Source organism: Prevotella sp. TF12-30 (assembly GCF_003436715.1).
Lineage (GTDB): Bacteria > Bacteroidota > Bacteroidia > Bacteroidales > Bacteroidaceae > Prevotella > Prevotella copri_A.
On record NZ_QSQJ01000044.1, the window covers coordinates 11,663 to 30,951 of the forward strand.

The following is a 19,289-nucleotide window of genomic DNA, read 5'->3' on the forward strand; positions in this document are numbered from 1 at the left end:
TAAAACGCCTTATGCGTCTCTTTCTGGGTGCAAAGTTACTGATAAGACTCCAATAAACCTTATTTGTTTAATCCATTTATAAAATTTTAACCACTAAATCACTATTTATCACCTTTTTAACTAAAAAAAGAAAATAAATGCGTATTCTTTGCGGTGAAATCAGAATTTTGTATTACCTTTGCAGTCGGAAAGCAAAAGCATATATAATATGTAGGCTTTTGTCAAGGTAGAATTAATACATTAACAATATAAAAAGAGAAATAGTATGATTCTTTTTTTCAGAACTCCATCTAAGAGTGTGATTGCGACCGAGATTGATCACAAACCATCTCAGGACGAAATCAATGAACTTTGTTGGCTTTATGGTGACGCAACTTTAGAGGACGCCCAGCAGTTGCAGGGCTTCTATGTTGGCCCACGCCGTGAAATGATTACTCCTTGGAGTACGAATGCCGTTGAGATAACTCAGAACATGAGTCTTAACGGCATTTCGCGTATCGAGGAGTACTTCCCTGTAGATAGCGAAGACGCTGAGCACGACCCTATGCTCCAGCGTATGTACAACGGTATCGGACAGGATGTGTTCACCGTGAACCACGAGCCAGAACCAATCAAGTACGTCGATGACCTCGAGAAGTACAACGAGGAAGAGGGTCTTGCCCTCAGCGAGGACGAAATGGCTTATCTCCACAAGCTGGAGAAAGAGAACGGACGCCCTCTCACCGACAGCGAAATCTTCGGTTTCGCACAGATCAACTCAGAGCACTGCCGCCACAAGATCTTCGGCGGCCAGTTTATCATCGACGGCAAGGAGATGGAGTCTTCTCTTTTCAGCATGATCAAGAAGACCACCAACGAGAATCCTAACAAGATTCTCTCTGCCTATAAGGATAATGTAGCTTTCTCTCAGGGTCCTGTTATCGAGCAGTTTGCTCCAGCCGATCAGACTACCAGCGATTTCTTCCAGGTGAAGGATATCGAGAGTGTCATCTCGCTGAAGGCTGAGACCCACAACTTCCCTACTACCGTAGAACCTTTCAACGGTGCTGCTACCGGTACGGGTGGTGAGATCCGCGACCGTATGGGTGGTGGTGTAGGTTCATGGCCTATCGCAGGTACAGCCTGCTACATGACTGCTTATCCTCGATTGAAGGATGACAACGGCAAGAGCGATGCTGAGCGCGACTGGGAAGACATCATGCCAGTGCGTAAGTGGCTCTATCAGACTCCAGAGCAGATTCTGATCAAGGCTTCCAACGGTGCTTCAGACTTCGGTAACAAGTTCGGTCAGCCTCTCATCACCGGTTCTGTGCTTACTTTCGAGCACGAGGAGAATGGTGAGAAGTATGCATACGATAAGGTTATCATGCTTGCTGGTGGTGTAGGCTACGGCAAGAAGCGTGACTACAAGAAGGGTGAGCCACAGAAGGGCAACAAGGTTGTCGTAGTAGGTGGTGATAACTATCGCATCGGTCTTGGTGGTGGTTCTGTTTCTTCTGTAGATACAGGCCGTTACAGCAACGGTATCGAGTTGAACGCTGTTCAGCGTGCCAACCCTGAGATGCAGAAGCGTGCCTACAACCTGGTTCGTGCACTCGTTGAGAACGATGAGAACCCAGTAGTCAGCATCCACGACCACGGTTCAGCCGGTCACTTGAACTGTCTCTCTGAGTTGGTAGAAGAGTGCGGTGGCGAAATCGACATGGCAAAGTTGCCTATCGGCGACAAGACTTTGAGCGCCAAGGAAATCATCGCCAACGAGAGTCAGGAGCGTATGGGCTTGCTCATTGATGAGAAGTATATCAGCGAGGTTCAGAAGATTGCCGACCGTGAGCGTGCTCCAATGTACGTGGTTGGTGAGACTACTGGCGATGCTCACTTCAGCTTCAAGCAGGCTGACGGTGTGAAGCCATTCGACCTCGATGTAGCTCAGATGTTCGGTCATACTCCTAAGACTGTGATGGTGGATGAGACCGTAGAGCGCAAATATGAAGATGTAACTTATTCTGCAGACAACCTCGACGAGTACTTGCAGCGTGTTCTCCAGATGGAGGCTGTGGCTTGTAAGGACTGGTTGACCAACAAGGTTGACCGTTCCGTAACAGGTAAGATTGCCCGTCAGCAGGGACAGGGTCAGATTCAGTTGCCACTTTCTGACTGTGGTGTCGTAGCACTCGACTACCGTGGCGAGAAGGGTATCGTAACTGCAATGGGTCATGCTCCTCAGGCAGGTCTTGCCGATCCTAAGGCAGGTTCTGTACTCTCTGTAGCAGAGTCATTGACCAATATTATCTGGGCTCCATTGGCAGATGGCATGGACAGCATCAGCCTCTCTGCTAACTGGATGTGGCCTTGCCGCAGCCAGAAGGGTGAGGATGCCCGTCTGTACGAGGGTGTGAAGGCATTGTCAGACTTCTGCTGCGCCATCCACGTAAACGTACCAACAGGTAAGGACTCTCTCTCATTGACCCAGCAGTATCCTAACGGCGAGAAGATCATCGCTCCTGGTACCGTTATCGTCAGTGCCGGCGGTGAGGTTTCAGATGTCAAGAAGGTGGTTAGCCCAGTTCTCGTCAACGACAAGAACTCTAGCCTCTATCATATCGACTTCAGCTTCGACGAGCAGCGCCTCGGTGGTTCAGCCTTCGCTCAGAGCCTGGGCAAGGTGGGCAGCGATGTTCCTACCGTCAAGAACCCAGAGTACTTCGTTGACTGCTTCAACGCTGTACAGGAACTCATCAACCGTGGTTGGGTAATGGCTGGTCACGATATCAGTGCCGGTGGTTTGATTACAACTCTCCTCGAAATGACATTCGCCAATGTAGAGGGTGGTATGAAGATCAACCTCCACGACATCGCAGATGCCGACATCATCAAGACTCTCTTCGCCGAGAACCCAGGTGTTGTCATCCAGGTAAGCGATGCTCACAAGGATGAGTTGAAGGCATTCTTCGATGAGAATGGTATCGGTTATGCCAAGATTGGTTATCCTGCTCCTGAACTCCGCAAGATCATCATCAAGAAGGAAGGCTTCGAGCACGAGTTCGATATCGATGCATTGCGCGACGACTGGTATAAGACATCTTACCTCCTCGACCGCAAGCAGAGCATGAATGGTATGGCTAAGAAGCGTTACACTAACTATAAGAAGCAGCCTATCGAGATGAACTTCGGTTACGGCTTCAAGGGCACACTCTCTAGCTATGGTCTCGATGCCAACCGCCGCAAGCCATCTGGCATCAAGGCAGCCATCATCCGTGAGAAGGGTACCAATGGTGAGCGTGAGATGGCATACTCTATGTATCTCGCTGGCTTCGATGTAAAGGACGTGATGATGACCGACTTGATTTCTGGTCGTGAGACTCTGGAGGATGTAAACTTCATCGTATTCTGCGGTGGTTTCTCTAACTCCGACGTTCTCGGTTCTGCCAAGGGTTGGGCTGGTGCATTCCTCTACAATCCTAAGGCTAAGGAGGCACTCGATAAGTTCTATGCCCGCGAGGACACTCTTTCACTCGGAATCTGCAACGGTTGCCAGCTGATGGTTGAGTTGAACCTCATCAATCCTGAGCACAAGCATCGTTCACACCTCTGCCACAACACATCCAAGAAGTTCGAGAGTACATTCCTCGGTTTGACCATTCCTCAGAACGACAGTGTGATGTTCGGTAGCTTGAGCGGTGATAAGCTCGGTATCTGGGTAGCTCACGGCGAGGGTCGTTTCTACTTGCCAGAGCCAGAGGATCACTACAACATCATTGCGAAGTACAACTACGCTGAGTATCCAGGTAATCCTAACGGCAGTGACTACAACGTAGCAGGTATCTGCTCTGCAGATGGTCGCCACTTGGCTATGATGCCACACTTGGAGCGTGCCATCTTCCCATGGCAGAATGCCTGGTATCCAGCTGACCGCCGCAACGATGAGGTAACTCCTTGGATTGAGGCATTTGTCAATGCACGTCAGTGGATAGAAGAAAGAGCTTTGAAAAAGTAAAAAGGTAAAAAAGTAAAAAGGTAAAAAATGAATAATAGCGTAAGTTATCTTACATTATTCAAAACATTTATGAAGATTGGCATAGTCACCTTTGGGGGTGGCTATGCCATGATTCCTATTATAGAATCCGAAGTCGTCGACAAGCATCATTGGATGACGAAGGAGGAATTCTTGGATGCCATCGCTACCACCCAGGTTTGTCCGGGAGCCTTGGCCATCAATATGAGTTCCCTGCTCGGATATAAGTTGGCAAAGACACCGGGAGCCATCGTCTGCACCTTCGGCGCTTCGTTGCCATCGTTCCTTATTATCTTAGCGATAGCCATGTTTTTCCATCAGTTTGAAGACAACAAGGTGGTGGCTGCCCTGTTTGCAGGCATCCGTCCTGCCGTCGTAGCATTGATAGCCGTACCAACATTCTCGCTTGCCAAGAGTGCCGGTATTTCGCTTGTCAACTGCTGGATTCCTATTCTATCCGCCCTTCTGATCTGGCTTTTGGGCGTCAACCCGATCTGGGTGATTATCGCAGCTGCCGTGGGTGGCTACATCTATGGACAATTCATTCAACCAACAGAATAATATATGATATTTCTTCAGCTTTTCATCGTATTCCTTCAGATAGGCATCTTCGGATTCGGAGGTGGCTATTCCATGATATCCCTGATTCAGGGACAGGTGGTAACGCAGTATCATTGGATGACGATGAAGGAGTTTACCGATGTGGTTGCCATCTCTCAGATGACACCGGGACCTATCGGCATCAATGCCGCTACCTATTGCGGCTATACAGCTGTCCATAATGCCGGCATGAGTGGCATGATGGCTGTACTCGGAAGTGCCATGGCAACCTTTGCTTTGGTTCTCCCATCCTTGGTTTTGATGATTCTTATCAGCAAGATGCTGTACAAGTATATGAAAACCTCAGCCGTTCAGAGCATCTTCATCGGTCTCCGTCCTGCCATCGTCGGTTTGGTGGGAGCCGCAGCCCTGCTCCTGATGAATGGCGAGAACTTCTCTACGCCAGCCAATCCCTGGCATTTCTATATCTCCATCGCCCTCTTCCTCGCCACCTTTATCGGCGTGAAGGTGATGAAGATCAATCCCATCCGCATGATACTCTATTCTGCGTTTGCCGGATTGCTTCTTCTCTATTAAGACTTTTTTCACCCCAAACTACCCCATTTTTATGAGAAAGGTATATTTATCCATAGCCCTTGGCTTCTGCTGCCAAGGCATTCTGGCACAGCAGAGCTCCTACCGCTGGAAGGTGGAGGCAGAAGCTGGTGTCAGTTGCAGTGTGCTTGATACGGATGTGTCGGGCTTGTCGGAGACTTATTATAAGGTGCGACCGGGTTTCACGGCTGCCATCGGTGCCGAATACAATATCGTAGATCAGCTGGCGGTAGGAGCGGGCATCCGCTTCGTTCAGCGCGACTACCTGTACCAGAACCTCGGCGGCGATTCCTGGAACACCCGATACAACAACAACTTCATCAGCATTCCACTCCATGTGGGCTACTATCTCCTCCATAATCCTTACCACGAGAAGGGATTGTGGATCAAGCCGCAGGTAGGCATCTATTACGAGTACTTCACCTCCATGCATACCAAGGGTATGTATCCGATGAACATCATGGAGGGGTACAAGGGCGATGGCACCTACATCCGCTATAACACCACCTACGATTTCAAGAAGAATGAGAACCATCTCCGCCGCAGCCTCTTTGGCGGCGAAGCAGGCATCAAGATAGGTTATTCCTTCGGCAAGATAGATGCCAGCGTGGGCTATCAGTTCCAGTACGGTTTCTCGCATATCTACCAGGAGAAAGCCAGCACCAGCAAGACTGCCCGGCGCAACTCCAGCGTCATCACCGCAGGCATTGCCTACAAACTATAAATCATTTTAAAATATGAGAACCCCTATATATATAAAAGGTGGAATGCGATGCCTCTTCGCCTTCCTCCTGGCGACAACCACCACCGGATTGTCGCTTACCAGTTGTGTGGCAGACAATGATGCCAACGAGAAATCGATTTCCGATTATTCCGATACCGATGTCAAGTCGTATGGCGACCTGTTCCAGGTTTTCTGGAGCGTGATGAACCAGCGCTACTGCACCCTCAATGAGCAGTCTGCCGTATCTTCGCAGACCTGGGACCAGGTGTATAAGGAATACAAGCCCAAGTTTGATGCCCTGAAGACCTTCCAACATACCTCCGCTTTCACCCAGCAGGAGATTCAGGAGGATAATGCCAAGGCGAAGCAGTATTTCCAGGAAATCATCGACAAGATCATCGACCAGCATTTCTATGTCAAGATTACCCTGCCCGTCTCCCACTCTTCTATGGAAACGGTGAGATTCAACAGCACGCTCCGCAACAAGACCGAGTATTTCCCACTGAATGCTCACTGGAACCATACCCGCGATCAGCTCAACCTGGATGGTACAGCCTTCGGCGAGATTACCTCGGATGGTTTCTGCATCATGGGCGGTTACCTGAAGGAGCAGCCGGGTACCTATTATCTCGGCTTCAACAAGTTTGCGCTCTACGAAAACTGTTTCCACGAGTATCAGAAGTCCTATCTCCCTGTCAATGCCGCCAGCACCTATCATCTGGATGCTTCCACGATATCAGCCAAGGCGAAAGCACTGATTACTGATACCGGAAAGCGAGAGAAGGCTGAGCAGCAGGCAGCGCAGTTGCTTGCCGATATGGATAGCTATCTGGCTTCGGATGATGCTGCCCAAGCCTGCGAGAAGATGGCGGCCTACAGCAACCAGGGAGATTATTCCGGCCTTTATGCTCTCGCCAGCGAGGCATACGAAAAGTCACCGAATCTCCTCAAACTGTTACCTGTTACTGCTGAGGCAAGCGGCATGGGCGAGCAGATCCGCCAGAAGCTGCAGGGCGATGCCCGTTACCAGCAGATGCTTTCAGCCTCCGCTTTTGCCAGCTGGTATTGCCAGGCACTTGCCGATTACCTCTGGCACGAGCGTGAACTCTACGCTTACTGGAGCGATCTGAAATTCACCTACAATCATCTCTGCGTAGAAGGTTACCGCCGTCTGTTCCTGGAGCCGCTGGCTAAGGGCGAGATCAAGAAACTGATTCTCGACTTCCGTGGCAATGGTGGCGGAAGCGTGATAGACACCCGTCTGCTTACCGACTATCTCATCACCCAGACAGCCGTCTATGCCTACGTACGCAAAAAAGAAGACAATAATCCATACAGTTATACCCCTTGGATTCCGCAGAAGATTACGGTAACGCCGAAGAGCCTGGGCAGAAACATCCCTACCGCCATCCTGCTCGACAACTACAGTGCCAGCATGTCGGAGGTGACAACCCTCATCCTGAAAAGTCAGGGCGACCACGTGAAGACGATAGGCAGAAACAGTTACGGAGCGCAGGCGATGCTCACTTCCGACAACGAAGCCAGCAATGGCGGATGGATAGGAAATGTAACGAGCTACCTCTACTTCTACATGCCATTCTCGCTTACCAAGGATGCACAGGGCAACCTGCTGGAAAGTGTGGGAATCACTCCTGATTATCTGCTCGACGAGATGACCCAAGAGGAAAAGGAGAAGCTCTACCAGAACGATCCTTCGGCTGTGGATAGAGGTCTGAAGAAGGCAATGGAGGTTCTGAAATAAGCGAGGGTGTGCAATTCACACCTTCGCTTTTATTTTCTATATATCAGCCACTTATACCATATTCACGAATTTTGTGCTCCCACACAACTTGCACAACAATGCAAACGTTTGCATTTTGTATTACGTGATTTTCATCACTTTTTTGAGGCACCTTTGAGAAAATCATTCTATCTTTGCAACCGAAAAGGAAACCCGGTGACATCCATCTTGTTACAAGGGTAAGCCTGTGATTATAAGTAAATGACAATAACAAAATAGGACAGCTAACAGTATCCTTAAGAAAGAAAATAACAGAGTAAAAATATGATGATGAAGCAGAGATTGTTCAAACGAACACCGATGTTGTTACTGCTGATTCTCTCAACAGTAATAACCCGAGCTCAAGAGGTAGCGCTGAAGACCAACCTGCTTGGTTTGGCAACCACTTCGCTCAATGCTGGTCTAGAAATAGGCACGGGCAGGAAGAGCACTTTTCAGCTTTTCGGTGCCCTGAATCCCTGGAAGTTCTCTGGCGACAAGAAATTGCGCTACTGGAACGTAATGCCAGAATACCGCTGGTACACCTGCCAGAAATTTGGAGGCCACTTCTTCGGCATCCATGCCCTTGGGGGTGAATACAACATCAAAAATGTGGACCTGCCTTTCGGCATCTTGCCAAAGACAGAGAAAGGAAGACATTACGAAGGCTGGTATGTCGGCGGTGGTCTCACCTACGGATACCAATGGCTGCTGTCTGAGCACCTCAATCTCGAAGGATCCATCGGATTAGGATACATCTACAGCCCATACAAGCTCTACGGAAGATGTGACAAATGTCTTGACAAGGACCACCGCAACTATGTAGGTCCTACTAAAGCCGCCCTTTCCCTGATATACGCATTCTAGGAACAATATCACCGAGATAGCGAAAAACAAAATCAAACCCTCTTTTACAAGATGAAGAATATGAAGAAAATGAAGCTTTATGCGGTCATTTCGCCCCTTTGCATTCTGTTTGCACAGAGCGCACTGACTGTCCAAGCCCAGAAGATAGATGATTCGCAGCTACGGTTGGCTGGAGGCAAGATTCTGATAGACAGCGTCTTGACACAGAAGAAAAGCGACAGTCTGAAGGTTGCTTTCCGCCTCCATCTCGATAGTCTGCAGCTCAAATCAGAGCAACAGCTGGTTTTCACTCCACTTATTGCCGGAGAAGATACCATCGCCCTGAATCCCATTATCATCAATGGCAAAAACCAGAACATCAGATACCTGCGCAAAAGCAGCAAACTGAAGAACAGCCAGGCAGTGGTAGTGAGACGCAGGAATGATACCGAACAGCAGGTGCTCTTCTCGCAGACCCTTCCCTACAGGAAGTGGATGAAGGCTTTCAACCTCTCCATGACGGAAGACCTCTGCGGATGCGGCAACCTGATGGATCAGGATACCACTCTGATGGCTAACATCCAGCCGACACCGAGAATCTGTCGCGACCATTACGTGAAGCCAAAGGCTGAAGCCATCAAGGTGAGAGCCGAAAAGGGTGAAGCTTACCTGAGCTTCAAGCTCAACAAGAGCGATATCCTTGCCGACTTCCGTGAGAATGCCACAGAGCTGAGAAAGATTACATCCACCATCGACCTCGTAAAGAACGACAAGGATGTGAGCATCACCAATATCGATATTCATGGCTATGCGTCGCCGGATGGTCCTTACGACAACAATGTGCGACTCGCCAACAACCGTGCGGCTGCCCTGCGCAATTATGTATGCAATCTCTACACCATCGATAAAAAGCTCTTCACCTATCACGCCACCCCAGAAGACTGGGAAGGATTCAAGAAGAAGGTGGAAGCCAGCAGCTTAGCCGATAAGTCTGCCATCCTTGCCGTTGCCAACTCATCCTTGGCACCCGATGCAAAGGACCAGAAAATCAAGAAGCTTTATCCGGCTAGCTATCGCTACATCATGAGTGAGATTTATCCTCGTTTGCGCCACAGCGACTATACGGTAACCTATACCGTTCGTCCTTTCGACATTGAGGAGGCAAAGGTAATCCTGAAGACCAAGCCTCAGCAGTTGTCATTACAGGAGATGTATCTGGTGGCACAGACCTATGAGCCTGGTTCTCCAGAGTTCAACGAGGTATTTGATATTGCCGTCCGTCTCTTCCCGGATGATGAGACAGCCAATCTCAATGCCGCCTGCACAGATTTGCAGAAGGGCGACCTCGTAACTGCCGAAAAGCATCTTGCCAAGGCAGGAAACTCGAAGGAAGCTGAGCGCATCAGAAAGATCTACGGGGAAATGAAGGCGGAACAATAAAAGATATAACTAACAATAAAATCACATAGATTATGAGAATTAAACATTTCTTTGGATTGGCAGTTTTGGCTGCTATGACTGCTAGTTGCTCTAGCAACAACGAGTTAGTAAATGGTGGTAATGGCTCTGGTGAGAATGAGAGTGGTGTAGGTTATGCCTCTTTCTCTATCACCTTGCCTACAACAAGTGGTACACGTGCTGATGTTCCAACACCAGGTACACCATCATTTGAGAACGGTGACAAGAATGAGTACAAGGTAAATGATGCAACCTTACTCATCTTTAAGAGGGGGGGGGAAGCAACGAAAGAAGGTGAGTATACTTTCGTTGAGAGTGCTGAGTTGGGTTCAATGGCACCATGGAAAGATCCAAATGAGACAGGTGTAACCACTCATGCTAAAATTACAGCCAAGTTGAATAATGTAGATAAAACCGACGGTTACTACGCTTTGGTGCTCTTGAACAACGGTACTGGTGATAATGTCAAGGTTACTCTGCCTAAAAAAGGCGATACATTCTCTGCTTGGAACGTAGATACAAACACAGATAAAGAAGCTACGAATAAAATTGCAAATACCAATAATGGCTTCTATATGGCAAATGCGCCTCTGTTCAAGGATAATAATGTTACTACTTTAGTTGCTATTGACAAAGACAAGATTTACCCTACAGAGGAACAGGCTGCTAAGAGTGCTGCAACAGATGTCTATGTAGAGCGTGGTCTTGCTAAGGTTACCTTAAAAACAGGTACAGCAGCAACAGGAAAGACGGATGACAAGGGCGCATATACGGTTGCTGATGGCGCATATAAGGATGACAAGGTTACAATCGAGAACTGGGCTTTGGATGTTACCAACAAGAAGACTTTCCCAATCCATAATGTTGATGGATTGGCCACAGACTACAAGGACATTTGGAGTAACACAGCCACTGCATCTACAATAAACAGTGCTAACAATCAGCGTTTCGTAGATAATAAAGCAACCCTTGCACAGCGTGTATATTGGGGTAAAGACCCTAACTACGACAAATCTGATTTATGCAGCACCGAAGACGCTGACATGAAGGCTCTTAAAGCAGAGTTCAACTATGTTGCAAATAAAGACGTAACAGCAGCGTCTTCTAAGCCATTGTACTGTCTTGAGAATACATTCAATCTTGACAATATGATGCAGGGGCAGACTACTCGTGTTGTATTCAAAGCCAAATATACTCCTAAAGGCTTCAAAGACGGCGACACATTCTACAAGATTGGTAAGAACACTGCTATTTGGAATAAAACCAATCTTGAGGACGAAATCAAAGCAGCAGTTGCTAGTGTTGTCACAGGCGCAACAACCGCCAACACCACTGTCAAATTGGATGCTGACGGATATGATATCACTGCAGCAGGTACTCACTATGTAAAAGCAGCTAATATCATCGTAAAAATCTCTGAAACTGAAACAGCAACAATTTCAGATGCAAACATCACCGCCATTAATACCCAGTTGGGTCTCAATGAGACTAATAAGGTCGGTATTAGCACATACGCAGGTGGTGATTCTTACTACATCGCCCGTATCAAGCACTTCGGTGATGACTTGACTAGCTGGAAATCTGGTTCTTACGGCAAGAATAATCTGGAATACTTAGGTCGTTATGGTGTACTCCGTAACAACTGGTATGAGTTGACTGTTAACAGCGTTAGCAATCCTGGATACCCTAGCGTTCCAGAGGTTAAGCCAAGCACTCCAGATGATGAAGACGACGAGTACATCAACGTCAGCGTGAAGATTCTCGACTGGGCTAAGCGTTCACAGAACGTAGATTTGTAATCGAGTATAACAACGAAAGGCGGAGCTTAGGCTCCCGCCTTCGTTAAAACATACAATAATAACCAAAAGCATCATGGCAAACAATAAGTTACATAGTTGGATCAAGAATATACGCATGGAATGGGGATTCGACAGCTTGGCAGCTATCAGCCGTACCGCTACTTTCGGAACCATCGTCGCTCTCGGCAGCATGCTCAGCAGTTGCCACGACTTGATGCACGACGACCTCCCTCCTTGCGATATGGGAGTCGACTTGCAGTTCAAGTACGACTACAACGTCCAGCGCGCTGATATGTTCAACGATCATGTAGGCGGCGTCTGCGTGTTCGTCTTCGATGAGCAGGGCAACCTAGTGGCTCGCCAGGATGCAGCCAACGAGGGAAAATCCCAACCCCTCAAAGACCCTAACTATGCCATGCGCATAGACTTGCAACCTGGCAAATACCGCTTCGCCACCTTCGCCTTCCAGAAGAAATACGAAGAGGCACTGTCACAGGCTGGTGCCAAATTCCACATCGAAGCTCCAGCAGCAGGAGAAAGCATCGAAAAGCTCCGTGCCCGACTCGACAGAAATGCCGGAAAGGTAGAAAACCAGGCACTTCCGCTTGATACCCTCTGGCAGGGATTGAGCAACGAAACCGTAGAGGTGAAGGATCTTCAGATTACCCACCATACCATCAGTCTCATCAGAGACACCAAGCAGCTCACCATCAGTCTGCATCAGCTGGACGAACCAGCCGACATCCACGCCGATGACTTCAGTTATCAGATAACTGATGCCAATGGCTACATCAATTACGACAATTCTCTCCTCCCAGACGAGGAGTTGACATACACCCCATACAAGACCTGGACCACCGAGTTCACCACTCCGGAGGGTACCGTACAGGAGCGTACCGCTCACGCCGCCCTGATGTTCTCCCGCCTCGTGTTGCATCCAGCAACCGAGAACGACAAGAATGCGATACTGAGCATCTGGAACAAGAAGACGGGCGAAGAAGTGGTTCGCATCAATCTAGCCGATTTTCTGGCACAGGGTCGTGGAGCATTCGAAGCATTGAATTATTCGGCACAGGAGTTCCTGGACAGAGAATACGACTATAAGCTGGACTTTTTCCTGAAAGGCGACAAGTGGCAATACGTTAAGTTGGGCATCTCCATCCTCGATTGGAGCAAGCGCATACAGCGAGCCGACTTATAATCTGATTCCACTTTGTCGAAATTAAACTATTGATATTAGTAAAGTAAAAGACAAAGTTATCATGAGAAGATTTCATATCTATATAGGTTTCATAGTTTGGTTGTTGACTAGTTTATTTGCAGTTAGTTGTACCGACGAGTTGGAGGGTAACGGATATACCCCCAACTCGTCTAGCAACCTGCACGTGCTGGTACCAACCGTGCTCAGCAGCCGCGGCATCAATCCCGACGATGCTTCCGGCCTTCCTACCTATAATGCTACGGTAGATGAATGCCAGATCAACGACCTGACCCTCTATGCTTTCCCTACAGGAAATGAAGGCAAGCTCCTGGTAGAAACGCTCCCTGCCCCATTGGCTACGATGATGGCAGAGCCGAATGTAGCCAATTACCAACTCACCATCGAGCCGGGCACTTACCATATCTATGTGGTTGCCAACATGAACAAGGTGTTGAGCGGTCAAACTATCAAAACAGAAAATGAACTCAAAAATATAGTACTGAGGTATGGCGTTGGAACAAAACCGGGAATGCCGGTTTCTACAAACATCCCGATGATTTATGAGCCAAAGGATGTAAACGGTAAAATCATCGATAAAAAAATAGAAAAAGGTGGTGATAAATATACAGAGGTGGCAGCTAACCTGAAGTTTACTTGCGTAAAGGTTAAGCTCAACCTCATTATGGACCCAACTGCGAGCGATAATCTTTATGACAAGAGCTATAGCATAACAGATATTGTTGCACAGAAGCTTACTCCTTCTACCCATTTATTATGGGATGGTAAGTTTACCCAGAAAGATGTTACTTCAGAATATGCTACAGGCATTGATACACCTCTTTATAAGAGTACTCCTACAGGCGACGCAAGCAAAGGATGTTATTATCAGAAAGGTGAATATGAAATCAATGAAGATAACAAAAATGTAGCTAACGAAGATGTTGTGAAAATCGCTGATGCTTATAAGGATAAGGGTACACCTAATCCTAAGAACGCTAAGCAATGGCTCTTTCAAGGTACCTACTATCTGCCAGAGCGTTATATCTCTAAGGCAGAGGAACAGTCGGTATTGAAGATTAACGGTATAGTTAACAACAGCAACAAGAATCAATATACCATCAATCTGGGACATAAGCAGAACGCATCAGATGCTCTGCCTACATTCCCTCGTGGAACCTATTATGAAATTACAGGTAAGCTGAAAAGCTATGGCGATATGGATCTTGACTGCGATGTGAAAGTGGACGACTGGAAGCCAGTAGAAATCAATGCTGATTTCTACCATACTAATTTATGGGTTAACAAGACCAAGGCTGAAGTCTCTTCTACAAAGAGTGATACTATCTCGTATGAATCCAGCGAAACTGTTGTAGACTTTGGCTGCATTGACACCAAGACTGTTGGTGAAACAAATCAAGATATTATCGTCGTAACAAAAAGAGATGGCAAAAATATTATCTTTGGTATCAACCCAGATATACCAATAGATAAGTTTCCAAAGAACTCTGCAGGAAAGAGAGAAGGAACCGCTAGAGTTTATTTGATGGCTAACAACATCAAGAAGTATATTAATGTACACTATGATGTTACTCCTTATTTTAAGGTGAGCCCAAAGAACGTAGTTATCTATTGGGGTAAGGATCCTGACGACAAGCAGGTTCTAGAGAAACACTTTGTGGTAGAAACCAATTTGGGAGGATTGAAAGCATATCAGAACATCAATGGTACGCCAACAGAAATAGCTTCCGGTTCTACAGCACAAGTAGGTGAGGCACCTTCTCGTCTGAAGATAAGTTATGATAATACTCCTGATGCAGATGGAAAATATCTGATGAAGGTAACGGAAACTGTAGATCCTCAGACAACAACCGTTTATAACTTCACCCTTTCTCCGAAGAATCCGATTTCTGGCGACGAGGATAGATCACAAGAAGTTACGGTTACTGTTAAACCGGAGTTCGGCCCTTATCGCATCTACATGCGAGCTATCAATGATGTGTATAGTTGGAATGGAAATAAAGATACATATGAAAATCTTGTTGTTGTTAACAAAGTTCAATTACCAGAATATACAATTCCGGAAGGAGGCTATAATGATAAGAAGAATAACAACTGGGACGATGGTTGGTTTTGGACAAATAATAACTGGGCTGGAGATAAAGAAATTCATTCAGATAAGCACTATCTCTATGCCTATACTCAGATAGGCGAGAATACAAACTCATCTCCTAATATGCCAACCTGGGTTTTTACGAAGAAGTTCCCTGGAGATCAAATGACAGGTGACATTAACAATGCAGGATGGTATTACAAAGATATAGCCAAAAATGAAAAAAGTAGTTTGACCTTCAATAATGCGCAAGGAGAGAAGGAAATCAAACCGGGACAAACTCTAGTAATATTTGGCAATGGCAATAATGCTTTTGGAGATGATGGTGGTCGTACTCCGCACCGTTTTCCACATCATATGGACCCAGGCATTCCTTTGTTCAACTACGAAGATCACGAAGGATGGTATCTCTATGACCCAACCTGTATACCATATTATCGAGTATATGATGACAAACCAACCATTATAAACGTGGATTATGTAATATATACTAAAGATGATATTACACGATGGTACATCGATTTTGGTAAGAAGGACAGTAATCTAAAAAAGTATACTTTGGAGTGTAACCCAGATCAATTCAAGGAAAAAAGCGAAGATGTTGGAAATGGCTGGAAACGTACAGTTCTCCAATTCAAAGCTCCTAAGGGCGAATATGAAAAAGCAATAGAGGTTAGCATTGGTGAAAATAACTACCACATGCTCTTTGATGGTGACAGCTACAAGTGCACATACGATGCAAAAAAAGGATACCAGATATTCGGTTATTACGATGGTAGCTGGCATGAAGGCAAACCGTTAGGAGTTTCTAAATAGTAAAGATAGAAAATATAATGATGACAAGAATAAAGACTTTAATGATATGGATAGGATTGCTCTTAAGCCTTGCATCATGTAAGGACTCTTTAGAGGCAATTACTCTCGGTGGGGACGAACTCCCTACCGAGGGAGTTACGCTGAGCATACAATTACCTAATTTCACTCCTCAGGAAATCTCAACCCGGGCTGGAGGCGAAACTACAGAGAGCATTACTTCTCTGTGGCTTGTATGCTATGGCACTTCAGACAAATATCTTGATATGCAGGATTGTACAAAAGCTTATGCTGATGCAACTGCCGATGCAGATGGTTACAGGAAAATCAAAACAAACCTTCCTAAAGGTACAGAAACGGTACATTTGGTTGCCAACGTTCCTGACTTGACAAAAGCACAGGCTGAAAAGCTTGATGCGATGGATGTTATCACCCCAAATTTATCCAACCCAATCTGTTGGGGTGCAAAAACACTTAGCGACCTGATGAACGACAGCAAGATTTCGCTAACCCGTCAATGTGCTAAAGTTACAGTAAAAACAAGCGTTAGCAATTTCGAAATCACAGACCTTCATGTATGGCATTCTGCTAGCAAAGGCTCTATTGCGCCAGCTGGCTACAAAGAATCTACTAAGGATGACGACTTGGCAACATCTACAGAGTTGAATAGCAAATATATTGCTGGCGGTTCTGCTGCTGTAGTTGCAGTAAATGAAACTTCTGCAGGCAAGGCTGACATCATTATCAAGGCTAAATATAAGGATAAGGATAAGGGTACAGATACAGAAGGCTTCTATAAAGTAGCCCTCTATACTGATGATGCCAAAACTGCACAATATGCATTGGTACGTAACCACAACTATATCGTGAACGTTATTTCTGTAAACGATGCAGGCTACGCTACTGAAGAAGAAGCATTAAAGGCTGAGCCAGAAAATCGTTTGGAGGTAACCGTGGTAGATGATAACCCGGAGATTGTAGATATGATTGCCTGCAAAGATTACGAACTGGGTGTTTGTGGTACACAGACTGTTGCAGCTACAAATGGAACAGATCCTATCATAATTCCTATCACTTTGTTTACAAATCTTAAACCTGAGAATACAACAGATAATAATCTCTATAAGGTTGAAATTAGCAAAGATGCACAATCGTGGATAACTAGCTGGTCACCAGGTAGCCAGTCAACCACAACAAGTCCTAACGAATCGGCACCATCAGGAACCATGTTTGTTCTCAACCTCACATTGACTGCAAACAACAAATCGGAGGAGCCTCGGGAAGGTACGATTACCATCACTTCCGGTGACTTGAAAAGAACCATCTTGATTCATCAGGAAGGTTACGACTTTAAACGTGATAAAGATCGAAAGGTTGTCATGAATTACGATGGTACTATTCATGATAATTACTTTGCTTGGCTTGATGAAATGCATGGTGTTAAACCTAGCGAGAATAAGGTCGAAGATCAGGAACAGACCAGAAACCAGGGCTTGCACTTCAGCGTAGGAGATAATAAGATCTATTATCTGATTCCAAAGAAATCGGGTGACCAATTCGTGAAGAAATCTGACAAGATCAGTTATTCGGAAGAAGTTTACAAAAACCAAAACTATTATAAAGTTACATTGAACAGCAATAACTACGATTTATGGATAGAAGAAGAAGGTTTTGTCATCAAGAATACTGAAGATGCTGATCATCCGTTTACCATCAAATACCCGATCTATCATGCTGGTGTATTTGGAGAAATTAAAAATCTGGAAGACGAACAGTTGGGTGAAACAAAAACAGGTTGGTACTACTACGGAGTAGTGAAGATTCTGGTAGATGAACCATCAGAAGATGGTAAAACTACTACGTCTAATAAGACATACTACATGTTAGACCGTAATCTAGGCGCATCCAACAGCGATTTCTATTCGCCAGGTTCTGCCAATATTGCCAATGATAAAGGTTCTATAGGTGGATATTTCAAGATATCAAATGGTAAAAGCAGTAACGACTATATCAACAAGTATGTAATCGGCAATTTTAGAGTACCAAAGGGCAACGAGCTAGAGGCAATTGCAAATAAAACCGAAGTAAAGCCGTTGAGTACATCTACGGGTGAACTATATAATTGTCTTCGCATCCCGACAGTGTCTTCGCAGAAGGATTACATCTATATCCCAATCAGCGGATATTACGAGAGCAACAGCTTCAAGGATGAATATCACGCAAATCTATGGAGCCAGTCTTTGTTGTCGGGCTATCAAGGCTTCAGTTCAAGTAGTAACGAATATGGTTTCTGGTATCTCTACCTAGATATATATAATAAGATAAAGACTATCACAAATACCCGTTTCGTTCAGGGATATGATGGCAGTAGCACAGGCCGTTACAAGGCGATGCCAATCCGCCTGATATACGTTCCATAAACATAAGATAAGTGATAAATACAATAACATCTTTTACTTATATATAAATATAGTTTTAAAACAGCTGTTTTACAAAGAAGGGTTGGGTTTTCGAGAGAAAGTCCAGCCCTTCGTTTTGTCAGGATATTCCTAACAAGGGGTCAAGACGTCACTGAGAGGTCATCATGATAGTCCTGACGAGTGGTAAAGACGCTTCCATCGCTTATTGCCTCACTACGGCATTATATTGCCCTTTACCAGGGCAATATCGTGCCATCGCCAGGCACAAAACGATACGTCGGGAGAGAAAATCCCCACTCTCTTTTTTACTCTTCACTCTTCACCAAATCGCCTGAATCCCCGATAAACACAGGGGTTCCGAGTGGTGAAGAGTGGCGCACCACTCTTCACCACTCTTCACCCACTCTTCACCTGGATATTTTTTCATCGGATTACGCTGAGTTAACAGAGCATTCTTGCTCCACGGATTACGCACGGATTCCGTCAGGCGTCTGTCTTCCGTGAGGCGTCCCAGCGGATTTGCAATCCCCCCTCAATCTATAAACAGCTAGCGAAAAATCTGGGGTGAAGAGTGGTGAAGAGCCGAGCGCACTCTTCACCCTACCAAATCAGCTCATACACAAATACTTACGCCACTCCGGTGAAGGGTGAAGAGTGCTTTTGAAAGTGGCTTGCAGTTTCCCTATAAGTTCAGGCATCTATCGCCTGGCTTATGGGGAGAACTTGTATCTGATAATTTTATGATTTCAATTGATGCAATTGCTCATGGGTTAAGCCTGTCAGTTCCATGATAGAGTCATCATCCATACCCTTTAATAGCATTTTCTTCGCTATATCAAGACTTTTGTGATAACTACCTCTTGCTTCACCTTTGGCAAAACCCTTAGCTTCACCTTTGGCAAAACCCTTAGCTTCACCTTTGGCAAAACCCTTAGCTTCACCTTCATCAATACCATTCATGTAATAGC

Annotated in this window: 11 protein-coding genes and 1 pseudogene; 11 read left to right on the forward strand and 1 reads right to left on the reverse strand. The window is 46.0% G+C overall.

Annotation, left to right across the window (positions count from 1 at the left end; translation table 11 throughout):
• Positions 1 to 265: 265 nt before the first annotated feature.
• The 11 genes from purL (at position 266) to DXD25_RS13695 (ending at position 18,321) form a co-directional block, all read left to right on the forward strand.
• Positions 266 to 3,997: a phosphoribosylformylglycinamidine synthase gene (purL, locus tag DXD25_RS13645; protein ID WP_117663975.1), complete on the forward strand. Its 3,732-nt coding sequence runs from the start codon at positions 266 to 268 to the stop codon at positions 3,995 to 3,997.
• 27 nt (positions 3,998 to 4,024) lie between these two features.
• A complete protein-coding gene (locus DXD25_RS13650; protein WP_117663976.1) occupies positions 4,025 to 4,576 on the forward strand; it encodes a chromate transporter in 552 nt (183 codons plus the stop codon).
• Positions 4,577 to 4,579: 3 nt separating this feature from the next.
• Positions 4,580 to 5,152 (forward strand): chromate transporter, encoded by a 573-nt coding sequence (locus DXD25_RS13655; protein ID WP_117663977.1) that lies wholly within the window; start codon positions 4,580 to 4,582, stop codon positions 5,150 to 5,152.
• A 31-nt stretch (positions 5,153 to 5,183) separates the two neighbouring features.
• Positions 5,184 to 5,894 (forward strand): outer membrane beta-barrel protein, encoded by a 711-nt coding sequence (locus tag DXD25_RS13660; RefSeq protein WP_117663978.1) that lies wholly within the window; start codon positions 5,184 to 5,186, stop codon positions 5,892 to 5,894.
• A 13-nt stretch (positions 5,895 to 5,907) separates the two neighbouring features.
• A complete protein-coding gene (locus DXD25_RS13665; protein WP_117663979.1) occupies positions 5,908 to 7,656 on the forward strand; it encodes a S41 family peptidase in 1,749 nt (582 codons plus the stop codon).
• Positions 7,657 to 7,959: 303 nt separating this feature from the next.
• Positions 7,960 to 8,541 (forward strand): DUF3575 domain-containing protein, encoded by a 582-nt coding sequence (locus DXD25_RS13670; RefSeq protein ID WP_370453426.1) that lies wholly within the window; start codon positions 7,960 to 7,962, stop codon positions 8,539 to 8,541.
• A 60-nt stretch (positions 8,542 to 8,601) separates the two neighbouring features.
• Entirely contained in the window at positions 8,602 to 9,960 is a 1,359-nt protein-coding gene (locus DXD25_RS13675) for a DUF3868 domain-containing protein (RefSeq protein ID WP_158556342.1), read from the forward strand.
• A 32-nt stretch (positions 9,961 to 9,992) separates the two neighbouring features.
• The gene (locus DXD25_RS13680) at positions 9,993 to 11,777 is read left to right on the forward strand and encodes an Mfa1 family fimbria major subunit (RefSeq protein WP_117663981.1); all 1,785 of its coding nucleotides are present in this window, start codon (positions 9,993 to 9,995) and stop codon (positions 11,775 to 11,777) included.
• A gap of 73 nt (positions 11,778 to 11,850) precedes the next feature.
• Positions 11,851 to 12,978, forward strand: a complete 1,128-nt coding sequence (locus tag DXD25_RS13685; protein ID WP_117663982.1) for a FimB/Mfa2 family fimbrial subunit — start codon at positions 11,851 to 11,853, stop codon at positions 12,976 to 12,978.
• A 61-nt stretch (positions 12,979 to 13,039) separates the two neighbouring features.
• Positions 13,040 to 15,904: a hypothetical protein gene (locus tag DXD25_RS13690; RefSeq protein WP_117663983.1), complete on the forward strand. Its 2,865-nt coding sequence runs from the start codon at positions 13,040 to 13,042 to the stop codon at positions 15,902 to 15,904.
• A 17-nt stretch (positions 15,905 to 15,921) separates the two neighbouring features.
• Positions 15,922 to 18,321 (forward strand): BACON domain-containing protein, encoded by a 2,400-nt coding sequence (locus tag DXD25_RS13695; protein ID WP_117663984.1) that lies wholly within the window; start codon positions 15,922 to 15,924, stop codon positions 18,319 to 18,321.
• Between the two features lie 738 nt (positions 18,322 to 19,059).
• Here the strand turns inward: DXD25_RS13695 and DXD25_RS16740 are convergent.
• Positions 19,060 to 19,289 (reverse strand): annotated as a pseudogene (locus DXD25_RS16740) (hypothetical protein); the annotation flags it as partial.